The organism is Pseudomonas fluorescens, from assembly GCF_019212185.1.
Lineage (GTDB): Bacteria > Pseudomonadota > Gammaproteobacteria > Pseudomonadales > Pseudomonadaceae > Aquipseudomonas.
In genome coordinates, this window is record NZ_CP078138.1 from 5,275,312 (window position 1) to 5,296,640 (window position 21,329).

The 21,329-nt window shown below is 61.0% G+C and carries 19 protein-coding genes; 11 read left to right on the forward strand and 8 right to left on the reverse strand.

Annotation, left to right across the window (positions count from 1 at the left end; genetic code table 11):
* Positions 1-11 precede the first annotated feature (11 nt).
* The 8 genes from glpD (at position 12) to KW062_RS23675 (ending at position 8,880) form a co-directional block, all read left to right on the forward strand.
* Positions 12-1,547: a glycerol-3-phosphate dehydrogenase gene (glpD, locus tag KW062_RS23640; RefSeq protein ID WP_105753916.1), complete on the forward strand. Its 1,536-nt coding sequence runs from the start codon at positions 12-14 to the stop codon at positions 1,545-1,547.
* 338 nt (positions 1,548-1,885) lie between these two features.
* Positions 1,886-2,800 carry a glutamate/aspartate ABC transporter substrate-binding protein gene (locus KW062_RS23645; RefSeq protein ID WP_027619715.1) on the forward strand — a complete coding sequence of 305 codons (915 nt, stop codon included), beginning with the start codon at positions 1,886-1,888 and terminating at the stop codon, positions 2,798-2,800.
* Between the two features lie 191 nt (positions 2,801-2,991).
* Positions 2,992-3,738: an amino acid ABC transporter permease gene (locus KW062_RS23650; protein WP_027619714.1), complete on the forward strand. Its 747-nt coding sequence runs from the start codon at positions 2,992-2,994 to the stop codon at positions 3,736-3,738.
* The gene (locus KW062_RS23655) at positions 3,738-4,409 is read left to right on the forward strand and encodes an amino acid ABC transporter permease (RefSeq protein WP_027619713.1); all 672 of its coding nucleotides are present in this window, start codon (positions 3,738-3,740) and stop codon (positions 4,407-4,409) included. The genes KW062_RS23650 and KW062_RS23655 overlap by 1 nt, the downstream gene beginning before the upstream one ends.
* Positions 4,406-5,140, forward strand: coding sequence for an amino acid ABC transporter ATP-binding protein (locus tag KW062_RS23660; protein ID WP_027619712.1), 735 nt, complete (start codon positions 4,406-4,408; stop codon positions 5,138-5,140). Before KW062_RS23655 ends, KW062_RS23660 begins: the two co-directional genes overlap by 4 nt.
* A gap of 156 nt (positions 5,141-5,296) precedes the next feature.
* Positions 5,297-7,198, forward strand: coding sequence for a sensor histidine kinase (locus KW062_RS23665; protein WP_027619711.1), 1,902 nt, complete (start codon positions 5,297-5,299; stop codon positions 7,196-7,198).
* Positions 7,195-8,523, forward strand: coding sequence for a sigma-54-dependent transcriptional regulator (locus KW062_RS23670; RefSeq protein WP_027619710.1), 1,329 nt, complete (start codon positions 7,195-7,197; stop codon positions 8,521-8,523). Before KW062_RS23665 ends, KW062_RS23670 begins: the two co-directional genes overlap by 4 nt.
* A gap of 18 nt (positions 8,524-8,541) precedes the next feature.
* Positions 8,542-8,880, forward strand: coding sequence for a GlpM family protein (locus KW062_RS23675; RefSeq protein ID WP_027619709.1), 339 nt, complete (start codon positions 8,542-8,544; stop codon positions 8,878-8,880).
* Between the two features lie 4 nt (positions 8,881-8,884).
* On the opposite strand, the gene KW062_RS23680 is transcribed toward KW062_RS23675, so the two are convergent.
* Together KW062_RS23680 and metE are read right to left on the reverse strand one after the other, a co-directional pair.
* A complete protein-coding gene (locus tag KW062_RS23680) occupies positions 8,885-9,919 on the reverse strand; it encodes an alpha/beta fold hydrolase (protein ID WP_105753917.1) in 1,035 nt (344 codons plus the stop codon).
* Positions 9,920-10,064: 145 nt separating this feature from the next.
* Positions 10,065-12,374: a 5-methyltetrahydropteroyltriglutamate--homocysteine S-methyltransferase gene (metE, locus tag KW062_RS23685; RefSeq protein ID WP_105753918.1), complete on the reverse strand. Its 2,310-nt coding sequence runs from the start codon at positions 12,372-12,374 to the stop codon at positions 10,065-10,067.
* Positions 12,375-12,480: 106 nt separating this feature from the next.
* Between metE and metR the strand changes: the two genes are divergently transcribed.
* Positions 12,481-13,398, forward strand: a complete 918-nt coding sequence (gene metR / locus KW062_RS23690) for a transcriptional regulator MetR (protein ID WP_027619706.1) — start codon at positions 12,481-12,483, stop codon at positions 13,396-13,398.
* Positions 13,399-13,471: 73 nt separating this feature from the next.
* Here metR and KW062_RS23695 read toward each other — a convergent pair whose 3' ends face one another.
* Together KW062_RS23695 and KW062_RS23700 are read right to left on the reverse strand one after the other, a co-directional pair.
* Positions 13,472-14,104 carry a LysE family translocator gene (locus KW062_RS23695; protein WP_027619705.1) on the reverse strand — a complete coding sequence of 211 codons (633 nt, stop codon included), beginning with the start codon at positions 14,102-14,104 and terminating at the stop codon, positions 13,472-13,474.
* Between the two features lie 24 nt (positions 14,105-14,128).
* Entirely contained in the window at positions 14,129-14,551 is a 423-nt protein-coding gene (locus KW062_RS23700; RefSeq protein ID WP_027619704.1) for an NUDIX hydrolase, read from the reverse strand.
* A 217-nt stretch (positions 14,552-14,768) separates the two neighbouring features.
* On the opposite strand from KW062_RS23700, the gene KW062_RS23705 reads away from it, so the two are divergent.
* Together KW062_RS23705 and KW062_RS23710 are read left to right on the forward strand one after the other, a co-directional pair.
* On the forward strand, positions 14,769-16,385 hold the full coding sequence (locus tag KW062_RS23705; RefSeq protein WP_105753919.1) for an FMN-binding glutamate synthase family protein: 1,617 nt from the start codon (positions 14,769-14,771) through the stop codon (positions 16,383-16,385).
* A 56-nt stretch (positions 16,386-16,441) separates the two neighbouring features.
* The gene (locus KW062_RS23710) at positions 16,442-16,744 is read left to right on the forward strand and encodes a putative quinol monooxygenase (RefSeq protein WP_027619702.1); all 303 of its coding nucleotides are present in this window, start codon (positions 16,442-16,444) and stop codon (positions 16,742-16,744) included.
* On the opposite strand, the gene KW062_RS23715 is transcribed toward KW062_RS23710, so the two are convergent.
* The 4 genes from KW062_RS23715 to KW062_RS23730 form a co-directional block, all read right to left on the reverse strand.
* Positions 16,722-18,269: a glycosyltransferase family 39 protein gene (locus tag KW062_RS23715; RefSeq protein WP_105753920.1), complete on the reverse strand. Its 1,548-nt coding sequence runs from the start codon at positions 18,267-18,269 to the stop codon at positions 16,722-16,724. The two genes, KW062_RS23710 and KW062_RS23715, sit on opposite strands and share 23 nt — an antisense overlap.
* Positions 18,266-19,231: a glycosyltransferase family 2 protein gene (locus tag KW062_RS23720; RefSeq protein ID WP_051550562.1), complete on the reverse strand. Its 966-nt coding sequence runs from the start codon at positions 19,229-19,231 to the stop codon at positions 18,266-18,268. Before KW062_RS23720 ends, KW062_RS23715 begins: the two co-directional genes overlap by 4 nt.
* Complete coding sequence (locus tag KW062_RS23725) at positions 19,228-19,602, reverse strand: GtrA family protein (protein ID WP_027619700.1); 375 nt, start codon at positions 19,600-19,602, stop codon at positions 19,228-19,230. Before KW062_RS23725 ends, KW062_RS23720 begins: the two co-directional genes overlap by 4 nt.
* A gap of 169 nt (positions 19,603-19,771) precedes the next feature.
* Complete coding sequence (locus KW062_RS23730; protein ID WP_027619699.1) at positions 19,772-21,193, reverse strand: amino acid permease; 1,422 nt, start codon at positions 21,191-21,193, stop codon at positions 19,772-19,774.
* Positions 21,194-21,329: the final 136 nt, after the last annotated feature.

A 21,329-nucleotide genomic window follows, 5' to 3' on the forward strand; every position in this document is an offset into this window, starting at 1 on the left:
GAGGCTTGCCGATGCCCACTTCTCCCCTGACGCCCCCACTCGCCGAGATCTATGACATCGCCGTTATCGGTGGCGGAATCAATGGCGTCGGGATTGCAGCAGATGCCGCCGGTCGCGGGCTTTCGGTGTTCCTTTGCGAAAAGGACGATCTGGCCAGTCACACCTCGTCCGCCAGCAGCAAGTTGATCCACGGCGGGCTGCGCTACCTCGAACATTACGAGTTCCGCCTGGTGCGCGAAGCCCTGGCCGAACGGGAAGTCCTGTTGCGTAAGGCTCCGCACATCGTCAAACAGATGCGTTTCGTGCTGCCGCACCGCCCACACCTGCGTCCGGCCTGGATGATCCGCGCCGGCCTGTTCCTGTATGACAACCTGGGCAAGCGCGAACAGCTCGCGGGCTCGAAAAGTCTCAAGTTCGGCGCCGACAGCGCGCTGAAAAGCGAAATCACCAAGGGTTTCGAGTACTCCGACTGCTGGGTCGACGACGCCCGCCTGGTGGTACTCAACGCCATGGCCGCCCGCGAAAAAGGTGCCCATATCCACACCCGTACCCGGTGCGTCAGCGCCCGTCGCAGCAAGGGACTGTGGCACCTGCACCTGGAGCGGGCCGACGGCAGCCTGTTGTCGATTCGCGCCAAGGCCCTGGTCAACGCCGCCGGTCCCTGGGTAGCCAAATTCATCCGCGACGATCTGAAGATGGAATCGCCCTACGGCATTCGCCTGATCCAGGGCAGTCACCTGATCGTGCCGAAACTCTACGAAGGCGAACACGCGCATATTCTGCAAAACGAAGATCAGCGCATCGTCTTCACCATTCCCTACCTCAATCGCTTCACCCTGATCGGCACCACCGACCGTGAATACACCGGCGACCCGGCAAACGTCACGATCACCGAGGGCGAAACCGACTACCTGATCAAGGTGGTGAATGCGCATTTCAAGAAACAAATAAGCCGCGATGACATCCTGCACACCTATTCCGGCGTTCGTCCGCTGTGCAACGACGAATCCGACAATCCCTCGGCCGTCACCCGCGACTACACCCTGGCGCTGTCTGGTGGTGGCGAAGAAGCGCCCTTGCTCTCAGTGTTCGGCGGCAAGCTGACCACCTACCGCAAGCTGGCCGAATCGGCCATGGCGCAGTTGGCACCGTACTTCACCCAGATGAAACCGAGTTGGACCGCGCAGGCCAGCCTGCCAGGCGGTGAACAGATGAGCACCCCACAAGCCTTGTGCGCATTGATTCGCGACAAGTTCGACTGGATCCCGACGGAAATCGCCCGACGCTGGGCCACCACCTACGGCAGCCGCACCTGGCGCATGCTCGAAGGCGTGGAAAACCTCAACGATTTGGGCGAACACTTGGGTGGCGGGCTGTACAGCCGCGAAGTCGACTATCTATGCAGTGACGAATGGGCCACCACCGCTCACGACATTCTCTGGCGACGCAGCAAACTGGGACTGTTCACCACGGCAGACGAACAGGCCAAGGTGCAGTTGTACCTGGACAAGGTTCACGTCAATCGGCGCAAAATCGAAGCGGCCTGATTCACCAGCCAATCCCGACCAAGCCCCTGTTTCTCACGATTCAGGGGCTTTTTACATTCCGCAAACCTAATCCAGGACAAATCCATTCGGTTTTCCGAACGCGACCTGTGGGTCAATTCGGTTAACCGGATCAAACGTCTGGTTTTTTACCGCCATAAATATTTAATATCCTTATAAATCAATGATTTAAACAGTTTGTACTGGCTTGGCACGACTCATGCTCTACACTCTGAACGAATGCCTGATGCGCAATCTCTTCAGGAGCCCGACAGGCATTCCGCTGCACAAGAGGGCCGAAGAACTGGCCCCATAAAAAAAACAATGTCGAGGAAAATTTGATGCGTATCGTTCCCCACATCCTGGGCGCAGCCATTGCTGCCGCACTGATCAGCACGCCAGTTTTCGCCGCCGAGCTCACCGGCACACTGAAGAAGATCAAAGAGTCCGGCACCATCACCCTGGGCCACCGCGACGCTTCCATCCCGTTTTCCTACATTGCAGATGCTTCCGGTAAACCGGTCGGCTACTCCCACGACATCCAGTTGGCCGTCGTCGAAGCGCTGAAAAAAGACCTGGACATGCCCAACCTGCAGGTCAAGTACAACCTGGTGACTTCGCAGACCCGTATCCCGCTGGTGCAGAACGGCACCGTGGACCTGGAGTGCGGCTCCACCACCAACAACGTAGAGCGTCAGCAACAAGTTGACTTCTCCGTCGGCATCTTCGAAATCGGTACCCGTCTGCTGTCCAAAAAGGACTCGACCTACAAGGATTTCGCTGACCTGAAAGGCAAGAACGTCGTGACCACCGCGGGCACCACGTCCGAGCGCATTCTCAAAGCGATGAACGCCGACAAGCAGATGGGCATGAACGTCATCTCCGCCAAAGACCACGGCGAGTCGTTCCAGATGCTGGAATCGGGCCGCGCGGTTGCCTTCATGATGGACGACGCATTGCTGGCCGGTGAAATGGCCAAGGCCAAGAAGCCAGCCGACTGGGCTGTGACCGGTACTCCACAATCGTACGAAATCTACGGTTGCATGGTCCGTAAAGGCGATGCCTCGTTCAAAAAAGCGGTGGATGACGCCATCGTCGCTACCTACAAGTCGGGCGATATCACCAAGATCTATGACAAATGGTTCCAGCAACCAATCCCGCCAAAAGGCCTGAACCTGCAGTTCCCGATGAGCGACGAGCTCAAGGCCCTGATCGCCACACCGACCGACAAAGCGGCTGACGACAAGAAGTCCTGATTTCTGACTAACCTTATCTCCTGAAAGGGCAGCCGCTCTTTCAGGAGACTGTCACTACCTGCTGGCATTTTTGGAAACACTCGAACCGGTGGCTGTCGAGCCGCTCGCGTGTGCCTGGCCGTTACGCCAGGAGGGAACGGAGTTCCCCCAGGCAGGTGCTTGTACATCGATTGATCTGAGGGGAGACCCTAATGAATTACAACTGGGATTGGGGCGTGTTCTTCAAGTCCACCGGCGTGGGCAGCGAGACCTATCTCGACTGGTTCATTTCCGGGCTGGGCTGGACCATCGCTATCGCCATCGTGGCCTGGATCATTGCATTGCTGCTGGGCTCGGTACTGGGCGTGATGCGCACCGTGCCGAACCGCATCGTGTCAGGCATCGCGACCTGCTACGTCGAACTGTTCCGTAACGTACCCCTGCTGGTTCAGCTGTTCATCTGGTACTTCCTGGTGCCCGACCTGCTGCCACAAGACCTGCAGGACTGGTACAAACAGGACCTCAACCCGACCACCTCGGCCTACCTGAGCGTTGTCGTGTGCCTGGGCCTGTTCACCGCCGCACGGGTCTGCGAACAGGTACGTACCGGTATCCAGGCACTGCCACGCGGCCAGGAATCGGCGGCCCGCGCCATGGGTTTCAGCCTGCCGCAGATCTACTGGAATGTACTGCTGCCGCAGGCCTACCGGATCATCATTCCGCCGCTTACCTCGGAATTTCTCAACGTCTTCAAGAACTCGTCCGTGGCCTCGCTGATCGGCCTGATGGAGCTGCTCGCGCAGACCAAGCAGACCGCCGAGTTCTCCGCCAACCTGTTCGAAGCCTTCACCCTGGCGACGCTGATCTACTTCACCCTGAACATGAGCCTGATGTTGCTGATGCGCCTGGTCGAGAAGAAAGTCGCAGTGCCCGGCCTGATCTCCGTGGGGGGTAAATAATGGAATTCGATTTCAGTGGCATCATCCCGGCCATTCCCGGCTTGTGGAACGGCATGGTGATGACCCTCAAGCTGATGGTGCTGGGCGTCGTCGGCGGCCTCATCCTCGGTACCGTTCTGGCCTTGATGCGGTTGTCCCACAACAAACTGCTGTCGAACTTTGCCGGCGCCTACGTCAACTACTTCCGTTCGATCCCGCTGCTGCTGGTGATCACCTGGTTCTACCTGGCGGTGCCGTTCGTGCTGCGCTGGATCACCGGCGAAGACACCCCGATCGGCGCGTTTGCCTCCTGCATCGTGGCCTTCATGATGTTCGAAGCCGCGTACTTCTGTGAAATCGTGCGGGCCGGCGTGCAGTCGATCCCCAAGGGTCAGATGGGTGCAGCCAAGGCCCTGGGTATGACCTACGGCCAGATGATGCGCCTGATCATTCTGCCGCAGGCGTTCCGCAAGATGACCCCGCTGCTGCTGCAGCAGAGCATCATCCTGTTCCAGGACACCTCGCTGGTCTACACAGTCGGCCTGGTGGACTTCCTCAACGCCTCGCGCGCCAGTGGCGACATCATTGGTCGCTCCAATGAGTTCCTGGTCTTCGCCGGTCTCGTGTATTTCATCATCAGCTTTGCCGCCTCGCAGCTGGTCAAGCGTCTGCAAAAAAGGTTCGCCGTATGATCTCTATCAAGAACATCAACAAGTGGTATGGGGACTTCCAGGTGCTGACTGACTGCAGCACCGAGGTCAAGAAAGGCGAAGTGATCGTGGTGTGCGGGCCTTCCGGCTCCGGCAAATCGACGCTGATCAAGTGCGTGAACGCACTGGAACCGTTCCAGAAAGGCGACATCGTGGTCGATGGCACCTCGATTGCCGATCCGAAAACCAACCTGCCGAAACTGCGTTCGCGGGTGGGGATGGTGTTCCAGCATTTCGAGCTGTTCCCGCACCTGACCATCACCGAAAACCTGACCATCGCGCAGATCAAGGTACTGGGTCGCAGCAAAGAAGAGGCCACCAAGAAAGGCCTGCAACTGCTCGACCGCGTCGGCCTTTCGGCACACGCCCACAAGCACCCGGGCCAGCTCTCAGGCGGTCAGCAACAGCGTGTGGCAATCGCCCGAGCCCTGGCCATGGACCCGATCGTCATGCTGTTCGACGAACCGACCTCGGCCCTCGACCCGGAAATGGTCAATGAAGTATTGGACGTGATGGTGCAGTTGGCCCACGAAGGCATGACCATGATGTGCGTAACCCACGAAATGGGCTTTGCGCGCAAAGTGGCCGATCGGGTGATCTTCATGGACGCCGGCAAAATCATCGAGGACTGCCCTAAAGAAGAGTTCTTCGGCGACATCAACTCCCGAGCCGAACGTACCCAGCACTTCCTCAACAAGATTTTGCAGCACTAAGCGATACACAAACCCCCTGTAGGAGCGGGCTTGCCCGCGAAGGCGGCAGCACATTCAACTGCAATGTGTCTGACAGACCGCCTTCGCGAGCAGGCTCGCTCCCACACGAGGGCGTGGCGGCTATACAAGTGTTGTGGTTGACCCAAGGCATCTGTGATGAAATGCGACCCCAATCTTTATCGCGCCGCACCGCCATCACTCGCCGTGAAACCTCGTCTGATTCGCCACTTGTTCCTGCCACCGCTGATCATCCTGATGATGAGCGCGCTGGGCTACCTCGGCTTCTGGGTCAGCGAGCACTACGGTATTCGCAGCCTTGGCGAAAACGGTCAACGCCAGCTCGAACTGCACGCCCGTGCGGTCGAAAGCGAAATCAGCAAATACACCTACCTGCCCAGCCTGCTGGAACTCGAATCAAGCGTTTCACAGTTACTGGCCGAGCCGACGCCGGAACATCGGCAGGCGGTCAATACCTACCTTGAAGGCCTTAACCGGCGCAGCCGCAGTCGGGCTATCTATGTGATGGACACCACGGGCCGGGTCGTGGCCACGAGCAACTGGCGCGATGTCGACAGCTACCTCGGCGAAGACCTGTCCTTCCGTGCCTACTTCCAGAATGCCGTACGCGGCCAACCCGGACGCTTCTACGGCATCGGCAGCACCAATGGCGAACCGGGTTACTACCTGGCCCACGGCCTCGAAGAGCAGGGCAAGATCATTGGCGTCGCGGTGGTCAAGGTGCGCCTTGAGGCCCTCGAAGAACGTTGGCAGCGTGCGCGCCTGGAGGCGTTCGTCAGCGACGAGAACGGCATCATCATTCTCTCCAGCGATCCGGCGCGCCGCCTCAAGGCCGTACGCCCGCTGAGCGAAGACACCAAGGAACGCCTGGCCCGCAGCCTGCAGTACTACTGGTTCCCCCTCAACGAACTGGAACCGCTGGCCCGCGAGCGCCTGGCCGAAGGGATGGAGAAGCTGACCTTTCCGGCCAACGCCGAGCTGGTGTCCGACGGCGAAGACATCAGCTACCTGGCGCAGACGCGCCCGCTGAGTGACACGCCGTGGAATTTCACCCTGCTCACGCCGCTGCAGGACCTGCGGCGCGAAGCCATCAATCAGGGCATCCTGGTGGCCGTGGCTTTTGCCCTGGTGGCGTTCCTGCTGATCGCCTGGAATGAGCGGCGCAAAGTCATCGCTACCCGCCTCGCCGCACGTGAGGCCCTGCAGGAAGCCAACAATCAACTGGAGCGACGGATTACCGAACGCACCAGCGATCTGCGCGCCAGCAACGAACGCCTCAAGGGCCAGATTCGCGAGCGGCGCCAGGCCGAGGAAACCCTGCGCCGCGCCCAGGATGAACTGATCCAGGCCGGCAAACTGGCCGCCATCGGCCAGATGTCCACCAGCATCGCCCACGAACTGAACCAACCGCTTGCGGCCTTGCGCACCCTGTCGGGCAACACCGTGCGCTTCCTCGAACGCGGGCAATTGGACACCGCCAGTGCCAACCTGAAGACCATCAACGAATTGATCGACCGCATGGGTCGCATTACTGCCAGCCTGCGCTCCTTCGCCCGACGCGGCGATGACAAGGGCCAGGCCAGCCTGGGCAAGGCCGTGGATGCCGCCCTGCAATTGCTCGCGGGGCGCCTCGACGGTACTCCGTTGCAAATCCATCGAGCATTCACTGACCAACAGGTGCAAATCGACCAGACACGCCTGGAGCAAATCCTCGTCAACCTGATCGGTAACGCTCTCGACGCCATGCAGGCCCAACCGCAGCCCGAGCTGTGGCTCGAAGGCGAAGTTGTCGAGGGCAAGTACCGCTTGCGCGTGCGCGACAACGGTCACGGTATCGACGCCGAAGCGCGCAAGCATTTGTTCGAACCCTTTTTCACCACCAAACCCGGCGAACAGGGCCTGGGCCTCGGCCTGACCCTGTCGGCGAGCCTGGCCGCCGCCACCGGCGGTAGCCTGAGCGTCGAACACCCAGTCAGCGGTGGTACCGCCTTCGTCCTCGGTTTACCGTTGGTAAGCCCTCACCCTGCCGAGCCGATATGAACAACGACCTTAGTGTGCTGATCGTCGAAGACGATCCCCATGTCCTGCTCGGATGCCAGCAGGCCCTGGCCCTGGAAGACATCCCCTGCACCGGTGTCGGCAGCGCCGAAGAGGCCCTGGCGCTGGTCGGCGATAACTTCGCCGGGATCGTCATCAGCGACATCCGCCTGCCCGGCATCGACGGCCTGGAACTGCTCGGCCGCCTCAAGGCCCGCGACCGCAGCTTGCCGGTGGTGCTGATCACCGGTCACGGCGACATCTCGATGGCCGTCGGCGCCATGCAGAAAGGCGCCTACGACTTCATGGAGAAACCCTTCTCCCCCGAACGCCTGGTGGACGTCGCCCGCCGCGCCCTTGAACAGCGCGGCCTGGCCCGGGAAGTCAGCTCGCTGCGCCGGCAACTGGCCGAACGCGACTCGCTGGAAGGACGCATCATCGGTCGTTCGCCGGCCATGCAGCACCTGCGCGAATTGATCGCCAACGTCGGCGATACCTCGGCCAACGTGCTGATCGAAGGCGAAACCGGGACCGGCAAGGAACTGGTTGCCCGTTGCCTGCACGACTTCAGTCGACGCCAGGCGCAACCCTTCGTCGCCCTGAACTGCGGTGGCCTGCCGGAGAACCTGTTCGAAAGCGAAATCTTTGGCCATGAAGCCAACGCCTTCACCGGGGCCGGCAAACGGCGAATCGGCAAGATCGAACACGCCAACGGCGGCACCCTGTTTCTCGATGAAGTGGAAAGCATGCCGCTGCCGCTGCAGATCAAACTGCTGCGGGTCCTGCAGGAGCGCACCCTCGAACGCCTGGGTTCGAACCAGAGCGTGGCGGTCGACTGCCGGGTGATTGCCGCCACCAAGTCCGACCTCGACGAACTGGGACGTGCCGGCCAGTTTCGCAGCGACCTGTATTACCGCCTCAACGTGGTGACCCTGGAGTTACCGCCGCTGCGCGAGCGCCGCGAAGACATCCTGCAATTGTTCGAGCACTTCCTACAGCAGTCTTCCCTGCGATTCGACCGTGCCGCGCCCGAGCTGGATAACCAGACCCTGTCGAACCTGATGAGCCACGACTGGCCGGGCAACGTGCGCGAACTGCGCAACGTCGCCGAACGTTTCGCCTTGGGCCTGCCGGCGTTCAAGAAGTCTGGAAACACGGGCGCAGCTCAGGGCCTGGCGTTTTCCGAGGCGGTGGAAGCCTTCGAGCGCAACCTGCTCAACGACGCCTTGCAGCGCAGCGGCGGCAACCTGACCCAGGCCAGCCTGGAATTGGGCATGGCCAAGACCACGCTGTTCGACAAAGTCAAAAAATACGGCCTCAGCCACTAACCCGCAGCGAGCATAACCATGGATCTGTTATTGAAAGCGGCACTGGGTGCCGCCGTGGTGGTGATTCTCGCCGCACTGGCCAAGACCAAGAACTATTACATCGCTGGGCTGGTACCGTTATTTCCGACCTTCGCCCTGATTGCCCACTACATTGTCGGCAAGGGCCGTTCGCTGGACGACCTGAAGACCACCATTGTGTTTGGCATGTGGTCGATCATCCCCTACTTCGTCTACCTGGCGACCCTGTACGTGATGGTCGACAAGATGCGCCTGGAAGCATCGCTGGCGGTGGCCGCCGTGGCCTGGTTGATGGCCGCGACCGTGCTGGTCAGCGTCTGGGTCAGGGTCCACGCCTGAGACGTCAGAGCAGGTTGATCCCGCGCACTGGCTCGATCTGCGCCCAATGCGAAGTGTCCTCGCGGTGCTGCCGCAGATAGGGCAACACCGCTGCCAGCAACGGCGCCTTGAAGGCTTCCTGGAAGCGATGGGCGAGCCCCGGGATGAGTTTCAACTGGCTGCCCTGGATGTGCGCCGCCAGATGAATGCCGTGCATCACCGGCAGCAATGGATCGGCGGTGCCATGCACCACCAGGGTCGGCACTCGCAGTTGATTGAGCAACGTGACCCGGCTCGGCTCGGCCAGGATCGCCATGATCTGCCGCTTCACACCTTCGGGATTGAACGCCCGGTCATAGGACTGCGCCGCCTGCTGCAGCAACGCCTGGCGGTCATCAGTCACTTGCGGACTGCCCAGTGCCGCCAGCAAGTCAGCCTGCTGCTCCAGCGCTACCTCGCGGTTCGGCGCGCTGCGTCGCGAGAGCAACTGCACCAGCGCCGCGTTGGGTGCCGGCAAGCCTTCGGCACCGGAACTGCTCATGATCAATGTCAGGCTTTCAACCCGTTGCGGCGCCATCGCAGCCACATGCTGGGCAATCATCCCGCCCATGCTCGCGCCCAGCACGTGGAACTGTTCAATGTGCAGGCCGTCCATCAAGCCCAGGGCATCGTCCGCCATGTCGGTCAGGGTATAAGGCGCCGAAACCGGCAGGCCGAGCTTGTAGCGCAACGCCTCGAAGGTCAGGTTGGCGCTGGCCGGAGCCTGGCGCCAGGTCGACAAACCGACGTCGCGGTTGTCGTAGCGGATCACCCGAAAGCCCTGCTCACAGAGCGCGACCACCACCTCGTCCGGCCAGTGGATCAACTGCCCACCGAGGCCCATCACCAGCAGCAATGCCGGATCCGAGGCCCGTCCGATGCTCTGGTACGCCAGGCTGAGCTGGGCCAGATCGACGCGCTCGACAGGAACGTTGACGTCGCAACGCGAGGCCGCCAGAGCTGGCAGGCCGAACAACAGCGCGGCTAGAAAAAAGACTTTTGAAAAGAAACCAGCACCCATGAAAAAACACCGAAACGCAGAACCCCAGTAGAACGCGAGTCTGATGATGTTTGTTCAAGCGCGCTGCCACAGTTGCGTGACAGTTTGATGAAGGGCGCCGAACGGTCATGGCCGACAGCGATGTCGACCATGACCAATAACCCTGTTACGCCAGCTGAGTACGCAACTGCCGCGCCGCCGCCACCATGTTCACCAGCGCCGCTTCGGTCTCCGGCCAGGCGCGGGTTTTCAGGCCGCAATCCGGGTTGACCCACAAGCGCTCGGCCGGGATGCGCTGCACGGCCTTGGTCATCAGCTTGACCATCTCGGCGGTGTCCGGCACCCGTGGCGAATGGATGTCGTAGACGCCTGGGCCGATGTCGTTCGGGTAGTCGAAGGCCTTGAACGCTTCCAGCAGCTCCATGTCCGATCGCGAGGTTTCGATGGTGATCACATCCGCATCCATGGCGGCGATGGCTTCGATCACATCGTTGAATTCGCTGTAGCACATGTGGGTGTGGATCTGGGTTTCGTCACGCACCCCGCTGGCACTCAGGCGGAACGCCTCCACCGCCCAGTCCAGGTACTCCTGCCATTGCGCCCGGCGCAGCGGCAAGCCTTCGCGGAACGCCGCTTCGTCGATCTGCACGATCTTGATCCCGGCCGCCTCCAGGTCCTGCACTTCGTCACGCAGCGCCAGGGCCAGTTGTTGCGCCTGGACTTTGCGCGACACGTCTTCACGGGGGAAGGACCACATCAGCATGGTGACCGGGCCGGTGAGCATGCCCTTCATGATCTTGTCGGTCTGCTGCTGGGCGTAGCTGATCCACTCGACAGTCATGGCTTGCGGGCGGCTCAGGTCACCATAAATGACCGCAGGTTTCACGCAGCGCGAGCCATAGCTTTGGACCCAGCCGAACCGGGTGAACAGGTAGCCATCGAGTTGCTCGGCGAAGTACTCGACCATGTCATTGCGCTCGGCCTCACCGTGCACCAGCACGTCCAGCCCAAGGCGCTCCTGTACCTGCACGGCGTGGCGGATTTCGTGACGCATGGCATCGGTGTAATCGTTGGCCGAAAGCTTGCCTTGCTTGAATGCCTGACGCGCCAGGCGAATCGACCCCGTCTGCGGGAACGAACCAATGGTGGTGGTCGGAAAAGCCGGTAACTTCAGACGGGCACGCTGTTGCTCAATACGTTGGGCAAAGGCTGAATGGCGTTGACTGTCAGCAGCCGTCACCGCATTGACCCGCGCCTGCACCTCGGCCTTGTGAATCCGTGGCGACTCGGCGCGACTGGCGGCAATCGCCCGGCTTTCGGCCAGCGCCATTTGCACCTTGGGCGCTTGCGGATCGTTCAAGGCATCGCGCAGTACCGCAATTTCGCCGCACTTCTGCACGGCGAAGGCCAACCAGCTTTTCAATTCCGGATCGAGCTTGTCTTCACGCTCCAGATCCACCGGGCTGTGGAGCAGCGAGCAGGAACTGCTGACCCACAGGTTGTCGCCGAAACGCTCCTGGGCAAATTGCAGTTGCGCCAGCACCGGCTCCAGCTCGCAGCGCCAGACGTTGCGCCCGTTGACCAGGCCGACCGAGAGAATCTTGTAGGTCGGCAAGCGATCGAGCACATGCAGCAGTTGGTCGGGGGCACGCACGGCGTCGATGTGCAGGCCCTGCACCGGCAGGCCGACCGCCAACCCGAGGTTGTCCTGCAATCCGCTGAAGTAGGTCGCCAGGAGTTTTTTCAGCGGTGAATACTGGAGGATGTGGTAGGCGCGTTCGAAGGCGCTTTTCCAGGCCTGGGGCAAATCGAGGGTGAGGATAGGTTCGTCGATCTGCACCCACTCCACGCCCTGAGCGGCCAGGCGGCCAAGGATCTCGTTATACAGCGGCAGCAAGCGCTCCAGCAGGTCGAGCTTGTCGAAGGCGTTGCCCTTGGCCTTGCCCAACCACAGGTAAGTCAACGGACCGATGATCACCGGCTTGACGGTATGGCCCAGGGCCTTGGCTTCCTCGACTTCATCGAACAGTTGTTCCCAGCTCAGGCTGAACTGCTGGTCGGCGCTGAACTCCGGGACCAGGTAGTGGTAGTTGGTGTCGAACCACTTGGTCAGTTCCTGGGCGTATTGCGCCGTACCGTGTTCGGCGCAGCAGCCGGTGGTAGCACCACGGGCCATGGCGAACAGGGTGTCGAGGGTCGGCAGGCCGCGCTCGTCGCGGGTGCTGTCGAAACGCTCGGGGATCACCCCGAAAGCCAGCGAATGGCTCAGCACCTGGTCGTACCAGGCAAAGTCGCCGACTGGCAGCAAATCGATACCGGCGTCTTTCTGTAACTGCCAGTGGCTGGCGCGCAGTTGCCGGCCGACGCTGTGCAGGGCCTGCTGGTCGAGGTCGCCCTTCCAGTAGGCTTCGAGGGCTTTTTTCAGTTCGCGGTCGGCGCCGATGCGTGGAAAACCGAGGGTGTGGGCCAAGGCCATGGTGAATTGCTCCCTGTAAAAGATGGCCTATTGTCGACAGCCGACCCATCATGAGACAAACTCAACGTTTTCGCGTTGAACATAAAATTTATTCATGGAGGCCACGGTGCTCGAAATCCGTCACCTGAAGACCCTGCACGCCCTGCGCGAAGCCGACAGCCTTGTCGAAGCCGCCGAACGCCTGCACCTGACCCAGTCCGCCCTGTCACATCAGTTCAAAGAACTGGAAGAGCGCATGGGCATGCCGCTGTTCGTGCGCAAGACCAAGCCGGTGCGTTTCACCAGCGCCGGCCTGCGCCTGCTGCAACTGGCCGATGCGACCCTGCCGCTGCTGCGCGCCGCCGAACGCGACATCGCGCGACTGGCCGGCGGCACGGCCGGGCGCCTGCACATGGCCATTGAATGCCACAGTTGCTTCCAATGGCTGATGCCGACCATCGACCAGTTTCGCGACGCCTGGCCGGAAGTCGAACTGGACCTGGCCTCGGGCTTCTCCTTCGCCCCGCTGCCAGCCCTGGCCCGTGGCGACCTCGACCTGGTGGTGACCTCCGACCCGCTGGAACTGGCCGGGATCACTTACGTGCCGCTGTTTACCTACGAAGCGATGCTCGCCGTGGCCAACCAGCATCGCCTCGCCAGCAAGCCCTTCATCGTCGCCGAAGACCTGCTCAGCGAAACCCTGATCACCTACCCGGTGGAACGCGACCGCCTGGACATCTTCACCCGCTTCCTCGAACCGGCCGATATCGAACCCGCGCAAGTGCGCACCTCCGAGCTGACGGTGATGATGATGCAACTGGTCGCCAGCGGCCGCGGCGTCTGCGGCATGCCGCACTGGGCGCTGCATGAATACAGCTCACGGGGCTATGTAAAGGCCAAGCGCCTGGGCGAAAAAGGATTGTTCGCCACCCTGTACGCGGCAATCCGCACCGACATGCTCGATGCGCCTTACATGCGCGACTTCCTGCTGACGGCCAAGGACACATCGTTTTCGACGTTGGATGGGGTTAGTGTGGTGCGTTAAGAGCAGGGGCAAGATGACAGCGGCAAGCTAAAGCGTGACTCGTAGGGCTTTAGCTTGCCGCTTGAAACCGCTCTCAGCGCTTCTGCTCAGAGAGCAGGCGAACCGCCAACCCCGCCAACACCGCCCCCATGAAGTAACGCTGCACCGCCAGCCACGTCGGGTTGTTGACGAACCACGAGGCGATACCCGCCGCGAACAGGGCGATCAGCAGGTTGACGGTGAAGCTCACGCTGATCTGGGTCAGGCCCAGGGCGATACTCTGGAAGAAGATCGAGCCGTGTTCCGGATTAATGAACTGCGGGAACACTGAAAGGTAGAACACCGCAATTTTCGGGTTTAGCGCGCTGGTGAAAAAGCCCATCAGCATCAGCTTGCGCGACGAGTCCGGCGGCAATTGCTGGGCCTCGAACGGCGAGCGCGCGCCGGGTTTGACTGCTTGCCAGGCCATCCACAACAGGTACAGCGCCCCTGCCCACTTCAGTACCTCATACGCCATCGGCACCGCCAGGAACACCGCGGTCAAACCGGCGGCAGCGGCGAACAGGTGCACGAAGAAGCCCGCGACCACGCCAATCAACGACGTCACGCCCGCCTTGCGGCCCTGGCAGATCGAGCGCGAGATCAGGTAGATCATGTTTGGCCCCGGTGTCAGGACCAGCAACAGCGAGGCAGCGGCGAAGATCAGCAAATCGTGGACAGGAATCATCACGTCATCCTTGTGAATGAACAGTCAGGCTGGGGTCTGTAACGAGTTGCAATAAAACGGCAGGATCAGGTCACGCGTCAAGGGGGCCAGCGGTACCTGAGTCTCTTGATGCGGGTCGAGCCACAGCACCTCTTCGATCTCTGCTTCAGGGCTGACCGCCTGCTCGATGGGCAACAGGAACACCTCGGCCTCGACGGTGAAACCGGGCTCGTTCGCCGCCGGCGCGGCAAACGCTCCCAAATAACTGGCCTGGGCCGGATCAACGATCAGCCCGAGTTCCTCCTGCAGTTCACGCACTAGCGCCTGCAACGGTTGTTCATGGGCTTCGATCTTGCCACCAGGCTGCATGAACGCCTCAGTACCCCGCTTGCGCACCAACAGCGTACGGCCATCCCCAGCGATCAACAGTGCGGCGGCGATGCGGATAGTGCGCGATGAAACAGTCATGGTGGAGCGAGCCTCGAGGAAAAAAGCGCAAGGATCACATGCGCGTGACAGCAGCGCCACCTTCGCTGGATTGCCCCAGCGGACCGGGTGGGCCAGTATGTCGAGCTAGATGGCATCAGGCCCACGACGCCCGAATGCCCTTTGCAGCGCTATCCTCAGGGTGCCCAGACACTTCACTGGCGCTGCACTCCACCGAGTCCGAACCCAAGGAACCCGTATGAGCCTGTCACTCCTGAGCCGCTACGCCTTCTTTGCTGTCTGTGTAATCTTCACCCTCGCCAGCCTGCCCTTTCTCGAGTACGACTGGATCTGGCCGCTGACCCTGGTCACCGGCGCGCTGAGTCTGCTGGGCATTTTCGATCTGCTACAAAGCCCCCACGCGGTGCGCCGCAATTATCCGATCCTGGGCAATATCCGCTATCTGGTCGAAGGTATTCGCCCGGAGATCCGCCAATACCTGCTGGAGTCCGACAGCGATGCCCTGCCCTTCTCTCGGGCGCAGCGCTCGCTGGTCTACTCACGGGCAAAAAACGAAAGCGCTGACAAACCCTTCGGCACCCTGATCGATGTCTACCAGTCGGGTTTCGAATTCATCGGCCATTCGATGCGTCCGGCGCCGCTGACCGACCCGGACAGTTTCCGGGTGATCGTCGGCGGTCCGCAGTGCAGCCAGCCGTATTCAGCGTCAGTGTTCAACATCTCGGCCATGAGCTTCGGCTCCCTGAGTGCCAATGCCATTCGCGCGCTGAACCAGGGCGCCAAACTCGGCAACTTCGCCCATGACACCGGCGAAGGCAGCATCAGCCCCTATCACCGCGAGCACGGTGGCGACCTGACCTGGGAACTGGGCAGCGGCTACTTCGGTTGCCGCACCGCCGAGGGCCGTTTCGACCCAGAGCGTTTCGCCGCCCAGGCGCAGACCCCGCAAGTGCGGATGATCGAAATCAAGATGAGCCAGGGCGCCAAACCCGGCCACGGCGGCATCCTGCCCAAGCATAAGGTGACCCGCGAGATCGCCGACACCCGTGGTGTGCCGATGGGTGAGGACTGCGTGTCGCCGTCGCGGCACAGCGCCTTTTCCACGCCGATCGAAATGATGCACTTCATCCAGCAACTGCGTGAGTTGTCGGGTGGCAAACCGGTGGGCTTCAAGTTCTGCCTGGGTCACCCGTGGGAGTTCATGGGCATCGCCAAAGCCATGTTGGAGACCGGGATTCTGCCGGACTTTATCGTGGTCGACGGCAAGGAAGGCGGCACCGGCGCCGCGCCCGTGGAGTTCACCGACCACATCGGCGTGCCGTTGCGCGAAGGCCTGCTGTTCGTGCACAACACCCTGGTCGGCCTGAACCTGCGAGACAAGATCAAACTCGGCGCCAGCGGCAAGATCGTCAGTGCGTTCGACATCGCCAGCGTGCTGGCCATCGGTGCCGACTGGGCCAACTCGGCGCGTGGCTTCATGTTTGCCATCGGCTGCATCCAGTCGCAGTCCTGCCACACCAACAAATGCCCGACCGGCGTCGCCACCCAGGACACCCTGCGCCAGCGCGCCCTGGTGGTGCCGGACAAGGCCCAGCGGGTCTACAACTTCCATCGCAGCACCCTCAATGCGCTGGCGGAAATGCTTGCCGCCGCCGGCCTCGAACACCCTTCGCAACTGTCCGCAAAGCACCTGGTACGGCGCATGTCAGCCACCGAGATCAAGCTGTTCTCGCAACTGCACGTGTTCCTCAAGCCCGGTGAGTTGCTGACCGGTGAAGTGAGTGGCGAGTTTTACTCACGGATGTGGCAGATGGCCCGGGCTGATAGCTTCGAGCCCAACGACATCGCCGCCTGACGCGTCATCAACGCCCCGTCGTCGCCGGCGACGGGCTTCAACATCAAGGAAGACCCATGCTCAAAGTCATCGCCGAAGACTTCATCCAACCCGAACACATCGAGACCGTGCGCCCGTGGTACGCCGAACTGGTGGAGAAAACCCGCCAGGAACCCGCGTGCATCGCCTACGATCTGTTTGTCGACCAGCGCGACCCGGGGCATTTCATCTTCATCGAACAATGGCCGGACCAGGCGGCGCTCGATGCACATTGCCAGACCGAGCACTTCCGGCGGTTGGTGCCGCAGATCAATCGGCATCAGGCGCGAGAAGGTGTGGTGGTGTTGATGGATGGATTCAGCGCTCAGCGTTCGGAATAAACAGCCGCGCCTCGATGTCACCGCCATCGATTGTCTGCGTCTGTTTCCAGCCTTTGGGGAATGTCACGGTATATATCCTTGGATTCTTGTGGGCCACCCACCAGACTCTTTTCGCAACGGGCTCCAATGCCGAGACATCGCTGAAAAAAATCCAGTCCAGGCGCTGAGGAATGACCAACCAGCCGCCATAGGCGAGCGGCCCGCTGGGCTTTCCGCTGGGCAACCTGGACACATAAAGCCGTGGCTGAATCCCGGTGTCGTTGTAATAACTGAACGGCAAATACCAGAACAAGTCATCTATGACGATTTCATCTCCCGCCTGAAACTCGCGCCTTATCCCCTCGGCAATACTGTCCAGCCTGACCATTTTGCGCGGTAGGGTGCCGTTCAGTCCGTCCTGTTGCGCATACACGCGCTGCAGTCCACTCCACTGTGCGGCTGCGAATAGACACAGGCACAACAGCGCAGCGATAGGCCAGCGTGCAGCGATTCGATCCAGAGTGATGGCAACCAGCATCGGCAGGCCGACGGCGGCAAACACCAGGTATCTGGGGATGAAAATCGGCACCGCCCATGACAGCAGGAACACCACAACAACCGGCACGAAAAAATAAGCGACCAGCAGCAGCGCCGAACGCCGATCAATACGCCGATCAGTCAATACCCGGACAGCGCAGACAATCATCAACGCCGATACGATCAATCCGCCCCACCATCCGCCTTCGGCGGGCGTTGTCATTACCGTGCTTTGGCTGATGAAATCTGGCAACGTCTGCCACGTCATCGGCGGGATCCACTCCAGCCCCTTCATTGTCCGCGCCTGCTCAACAAAGTTCGGCAACCAAGGCATATAAAGCAAGACAATCGCCACATTGACCAACAACCATCTGCGCACCGGCAGCAACACCGGTTCGCCACTGCCCAGCCCAGACCAATACAGCCAATGCACCAGCACACACAGCGCGGCAAAGTAGTGGGTGTAAAAGGCCGCTGCCATCAGCAGCACATACAACAATGGATAACGTCTGGAGTACGGCTGTCGCCCCCAACACACCAACACGACCGTGGCCGCCATCAGCCACAGGCCGAGCAACGTGTACATGCGCACTTCCTGGCTGTAGCGCACGGCAAGCGGCAGCAGTGCGAACAACACGCCTGCGATCAGTGCGGCACGCCGACTGACCAGCAAGCTCATCAGCTTGATGCACAACAGCAGCGTTCCGACATCGGCGAGCGCGCTCAGGCTGCGTACCGACAGCACGCTGCGGCCCAATAGCGCCGTCCAGTAGTGCAAGACCACGTAGTACAACGGCGGATGCACATCGCCCGCCGTGGTGGTCCAGATCAGCGCGGGCGAACGCTGGCTCAACAGCAGGCTGAAGCCTTCGTCGTACCAGATCACCGGCTCGGTAATCCCATGGAACCTGGCGAGCAATGCCAGGCCAACCAGCCCGATCACCCCCATGCGATGCAGCGTCCAGCGCTCGATCATCACGACACCCGCCTCGCCTGTCCCTGCGTTCATACAATCCGTTGCAGCACAGCCTTTTCAGTCGTTTCAGAGCTGCGCCTGACGATGTCCTTGACCACATACCGCGGCCGATGCTTGGCCTCGATATAGATGCGTCCGATGTACTCGCCGAGGATGCCGATGCCGATCAACTGCACCCCGCCGAGAAACAGAATCGCGGTCATCAACGACGGGTAGCCGGGCACGCTGTTGCCGAAGAAAATCTTGTCCAGCACCATGTACACCGCGTAGAGCACGGCAAAAATCGAGATCGCCCCGCCGACGTAGCTCCACAGGCGCAGCGGGACGGTGCTGAAGGAGGTCACCCCTTCCAGCGCCAGGTTCCACAGTTTCCAGCCGTTGAACTTGCTGCTGCCGGCCACTCGTGGGGCGCGCTGGTACTCCACCACCACCGTGTTGAACCCTGCCCAGGACAGCACGCCTTTCATGAATAGCTGGTGCTCGGGCAAGGTGCGAATCACGTCCACTACCTTGCGGTCCATCAACCGAAAGTCGCCGACGTTTTCCTCGATGCGGGTGTAGGAAATCCGATTCAATAACTGATAGAACAGGCTGGCACTGTGGCGTTTCAGATAGCCGTCACTGGCTCGATCCCGACGCTTGGCCAACACCACGTCCGCGCCTTTGTGCCACGCTTCGACCAACTGCGGGATGACGTTGATCGGGTCCTGCAGGTCGACATCCATCGGGATCACCGCGTCGCCCGTGGCGTACTCGAGGCCGGCGAACAGCGCCGGCTCCTTGCCGAAGTTGCGCGAGAAATTGATCGCCACTACCTGGTCATCGACCTGCGCCAGGGCCGCAATCTGTTGCGCGGTGCCGTCGACGCTGCCGTCGTTGATAAAGACGATCTCCACCTCGGCATCATCCAACTGCAACTCGCGACGCACAGCGTGATAGAACAGCGCGATGGTCTGTTCTTCGTTGAACACCGGAACCACCAGCGAGATCTTCATGCGGCACGCTCGCGAAACACCACGTATTTGGAAATGAAGAAACCCAGCACCAGGCTCAGCGCCGAAAACAGCGCCACCGTCAGCAACCCATGCAAGCGCCACAGATCACCCAGATGGCCGACGCCGTAGCTCAATGCGCCCATCGCCGCCATGAACAGCAGGTAACCGCCCACCGACAGCTTGTGGTCGAAGGTGTATAGCGCATTCATGTAGAAGGAAAACGAGGCGGCAACGCAGAAGGCGATGAGATTGCTGCGTGCCTGGCGCCAATCGAGCGCGACACTGAGCAGGAAAAAAACCTGCCAGTGAATGAGGGTATTGGCGACGCCAATTACCGTGTAGCTGGAAAAACCTTTCCACACCTGTCCCATGGCGACACCCCCGCTTGCACAAGGCCCACCCTCGCTAAAGATATTGAGCGTGTCTACTGTCAGAAATCACAGGTGCGAATGCCTTTCGGACCAGCGGTATCAACCCCCCGAGAGGCATAAAAAAACCCCGATCATCTCGACCGGGGTTTTTTATTACCGCGCGACAGGCTTACGCCGTCTGACGCACTGTGGCTTGGGACACACTGGTCGGATGCAGCTTGAAGGCATAGAACAGCACGGTCAGCAGCACCAGGAACGCCGGGCCGACGTACAGCGCGATGCGGGTCTCAGGGAAGTACGCCATCAGGCCCACCACCAGTACCAGGAACGCCAGCGCCAGGTAGGAGCTGATCGGGTACAGCCACATGCGGTACTTCAGCGCCGCACGCTCAGAGGCGCTCAGGCCCTGGCGGAATTTCAGTTGAGCCAACAGGATCATGACCCAGGTCCAGATGGCGCCGAAGGTGGCGATGGCAGTGACCCAGACGAAGACTTTTTCCGGTACCAGGTAGTTCAGCAGCACGCCCAGCAGCAGCGCGCCGATCGACAGCAGCAAAGCACGACGCGGCACGCCGTTGCTCGAAGTCTTGGCAAACCCGGCCGGGGCCTGACCGTTCTGCGCCAGGCTGTAGAGCATGCGCCCGGTGCTGAAGATGCCGCCGTTGCAGGACGACAGCGCCGCGGTGATCACCACGAAGTTGATGATGCCGGCGGCGGTCTTGATGCCCAGGCGCTCGAAGGTCATCACGAACGGGCTGCCCTGGGTGCCGATTTCGTTCCATGGGTAGATCGACAGGATCACGAACAGCGCACCCACGTAGAACAGCAGAATCCGCCAGAAGACCGAGCCGATCGCATCGGGGATGGTCTTCTGCGGGTTCTTCGCTTCACCGGCGGTCAGGCCGATCATCTCTACGCCCAGGTAGGCGAACATCACCATCTGCAGGGACATCAGCACGCCTTGCACGCCATTGGGCATGAAGCCGCCATGGGTCCACAGGTTGGAAATGCCCAGGGCCACGCCGTCGTTGCCGAAGCCAAAGGCAATCACCCCGATACCGCCCACGACCATGGCGACGATGGTGACAATCTTGATCAGGGCGAACCAGAACTCGAACTCACCGAACGCCTTGACCGCGATCAGGTTGATCGAGCCCATGCTGATCAGCGCAGCGAGCGCCCAGATCCAGCGCGGCACATCGGGGAACCAGATGCCCATGTACACCGCCACCGCGGTAATTTCCGCCACGCAGGTCACCAGCCACAGGAACCAGTAGTTCCAGCCGGTTAGAAAACCCGCCAATGGGCCCAGGTAGTCTTGCGCGTAACGGCTGAACGAGCCCGCCACCGGGTTGTGCACGGCCATCTCACCGAGGGCGCGCATGATCACCAGGATCGCCAGACCGCCGATGATGTAGGAGAGCATGATTGCCGGGCCGGCCATTTCGATGGCCTTGGCCGAACCGAGGAACAGACCGACACCGATACAGGCGCCAAGCGCCATCAAGCGAATATGCCGTTCGCCGAGTTCGCGTTTGAGCGGGCCGCCTTGAGCGGTCTCGCCGTGGGGCTGGTGATTGCCGACTGGCATAGGGGTACAACCTCGTCTTGTTATTGGATATGACCACCGAGTGTCAAAGCCCAGACCGATAAGCCTGGGCTTGCTAAAACCGGATCCACTTCGTGGGTAGAACCGTCCTGTAGGACAAAACCTGCAAGATCAGCGG

Bases quoted from the DNA above. Each gene is read 5' to 3' on its own strand.
- KW062_RS23695 (WP_027619705.1), bottom strand. From the start codon at position 14,104: ATGATTCCTGTCCACGATTTGCTGATCTTCGCCGCTGCCTCGCTGTTG.
- KW062_RS23675 (WP_027619709.1), top strand. From the start codon at position 8,542: ATGGATCTGTTATTGAAAGCGGCACTGGGTGCCGCCGTGGTGGTGATT.
- KW062_RS23665 (WP_027619711.1), top strand. From the start codon at position 5,297: ATGAAATGCGACCCCAATCTTTATCGCGCCGCACCGCCATCACTCGCC.
- KW062_RS23700 (WP_027619704.1), bottom strand. From the start codon at position 14,551: ATGACTGTTTCATCGCGCACTATCCGCATCGCCGCCGCACTGTTGATC.
- KW062_RS23725 (WP_027619700.1), bottom strand. From the start codon at position 19,602: ATGGGACAGGTGTGGAAAGGTTTTTCCAGCTACACGGTAATTGGCGTC.
- KW062_RS23710 (WP_027619702.1), top strand. From the start codon at position 16,442: ATGCTCAAAGTCATCGCCGAAGACTTCATCCAACCCGAACACATCGAG.
- glpD (WP_105753916.1), top strand. From the start codon at position 12: ATGCCCACTTCTCCCCTGACGCCCCCACTCGCCGAGATCTATGACATC.
- KW062_RS23705 (WP_105753919.1), top strand. From the start codon at position 14,769: ATGAGCCTGTCACTCCTGAGCCGCTACGCCTTCTTTGCTGTCTGTGTA.
- KW062_RS23655 (WP_027619713.1), top strand. From the start codon at position 3,738: ATGGAATTCGATTTCAGTGGCATCATCCCGGCCATTCCCGGCTTGTGG.
- metE (WP_105753918.1), bottom strand. From the start codon at position 12,374: ATGGCCTTGGCCCACACCCTCGGTTTTCCACGCATCGGCGCCGACCGC.
- KW062_RS23730 (WP_027619699.1), bottom strand. From the start codon at position 21,193: ATGCCAGTCGGCAATCACCAGCCCCACGGCGAGACCGCTCAAGGCGGC.
- KW062_RS23720 (WP_051550562.1), bottom strand. From the start codon at position 19,231: ATGAAGATCTCGCTGGTGGTTCCGGTGTTCAACGAAGAACAGACCATC.
- KW062_RS23650 (WP_027619714.1), top strand. From the start codon at position 2,992: ATGAATTACAACTGGGATTGGGGCGTGTTCTTCAAGTCCACCGGCGTG.
- KW062_RS23645 (WP_027619715.1), top strand. From the start codon at position 1,886: ATGCGTATCGTTCCCCACATCCTGGGCGCAGCCATTGCTGCCGCACTG.
- KW062_RS23670 (WP_027619710.1), top strand. From the start codon at position 7,195: ATGAACAACGACCTTAGTGTGCTGATCGTCGAAGACGATCCCCATGTC.
- KW062_RS23680 (WP_105753917.1), bottom strand. From the start codon at position 9,919: ATGGGTGCTGGTTTCTTTTCAAAAGTCTTTTTTCTAGCCGCGCTGTTG.
- KW062_RS23715 (WP_105753920.1), bottom strand. From the start codon at position 18,269: ATGAACGCAGGGACAGGCGAGGCGGGTGTCGTGATGATCGAGCGCTGG.
- KW062_RS23660 (WP_027619712.1), top strand. From the start codon at position 4,406: ATGATCTCTATCAAGAACATCAACAAGTGGTATGGGGACTTCCAGGTG.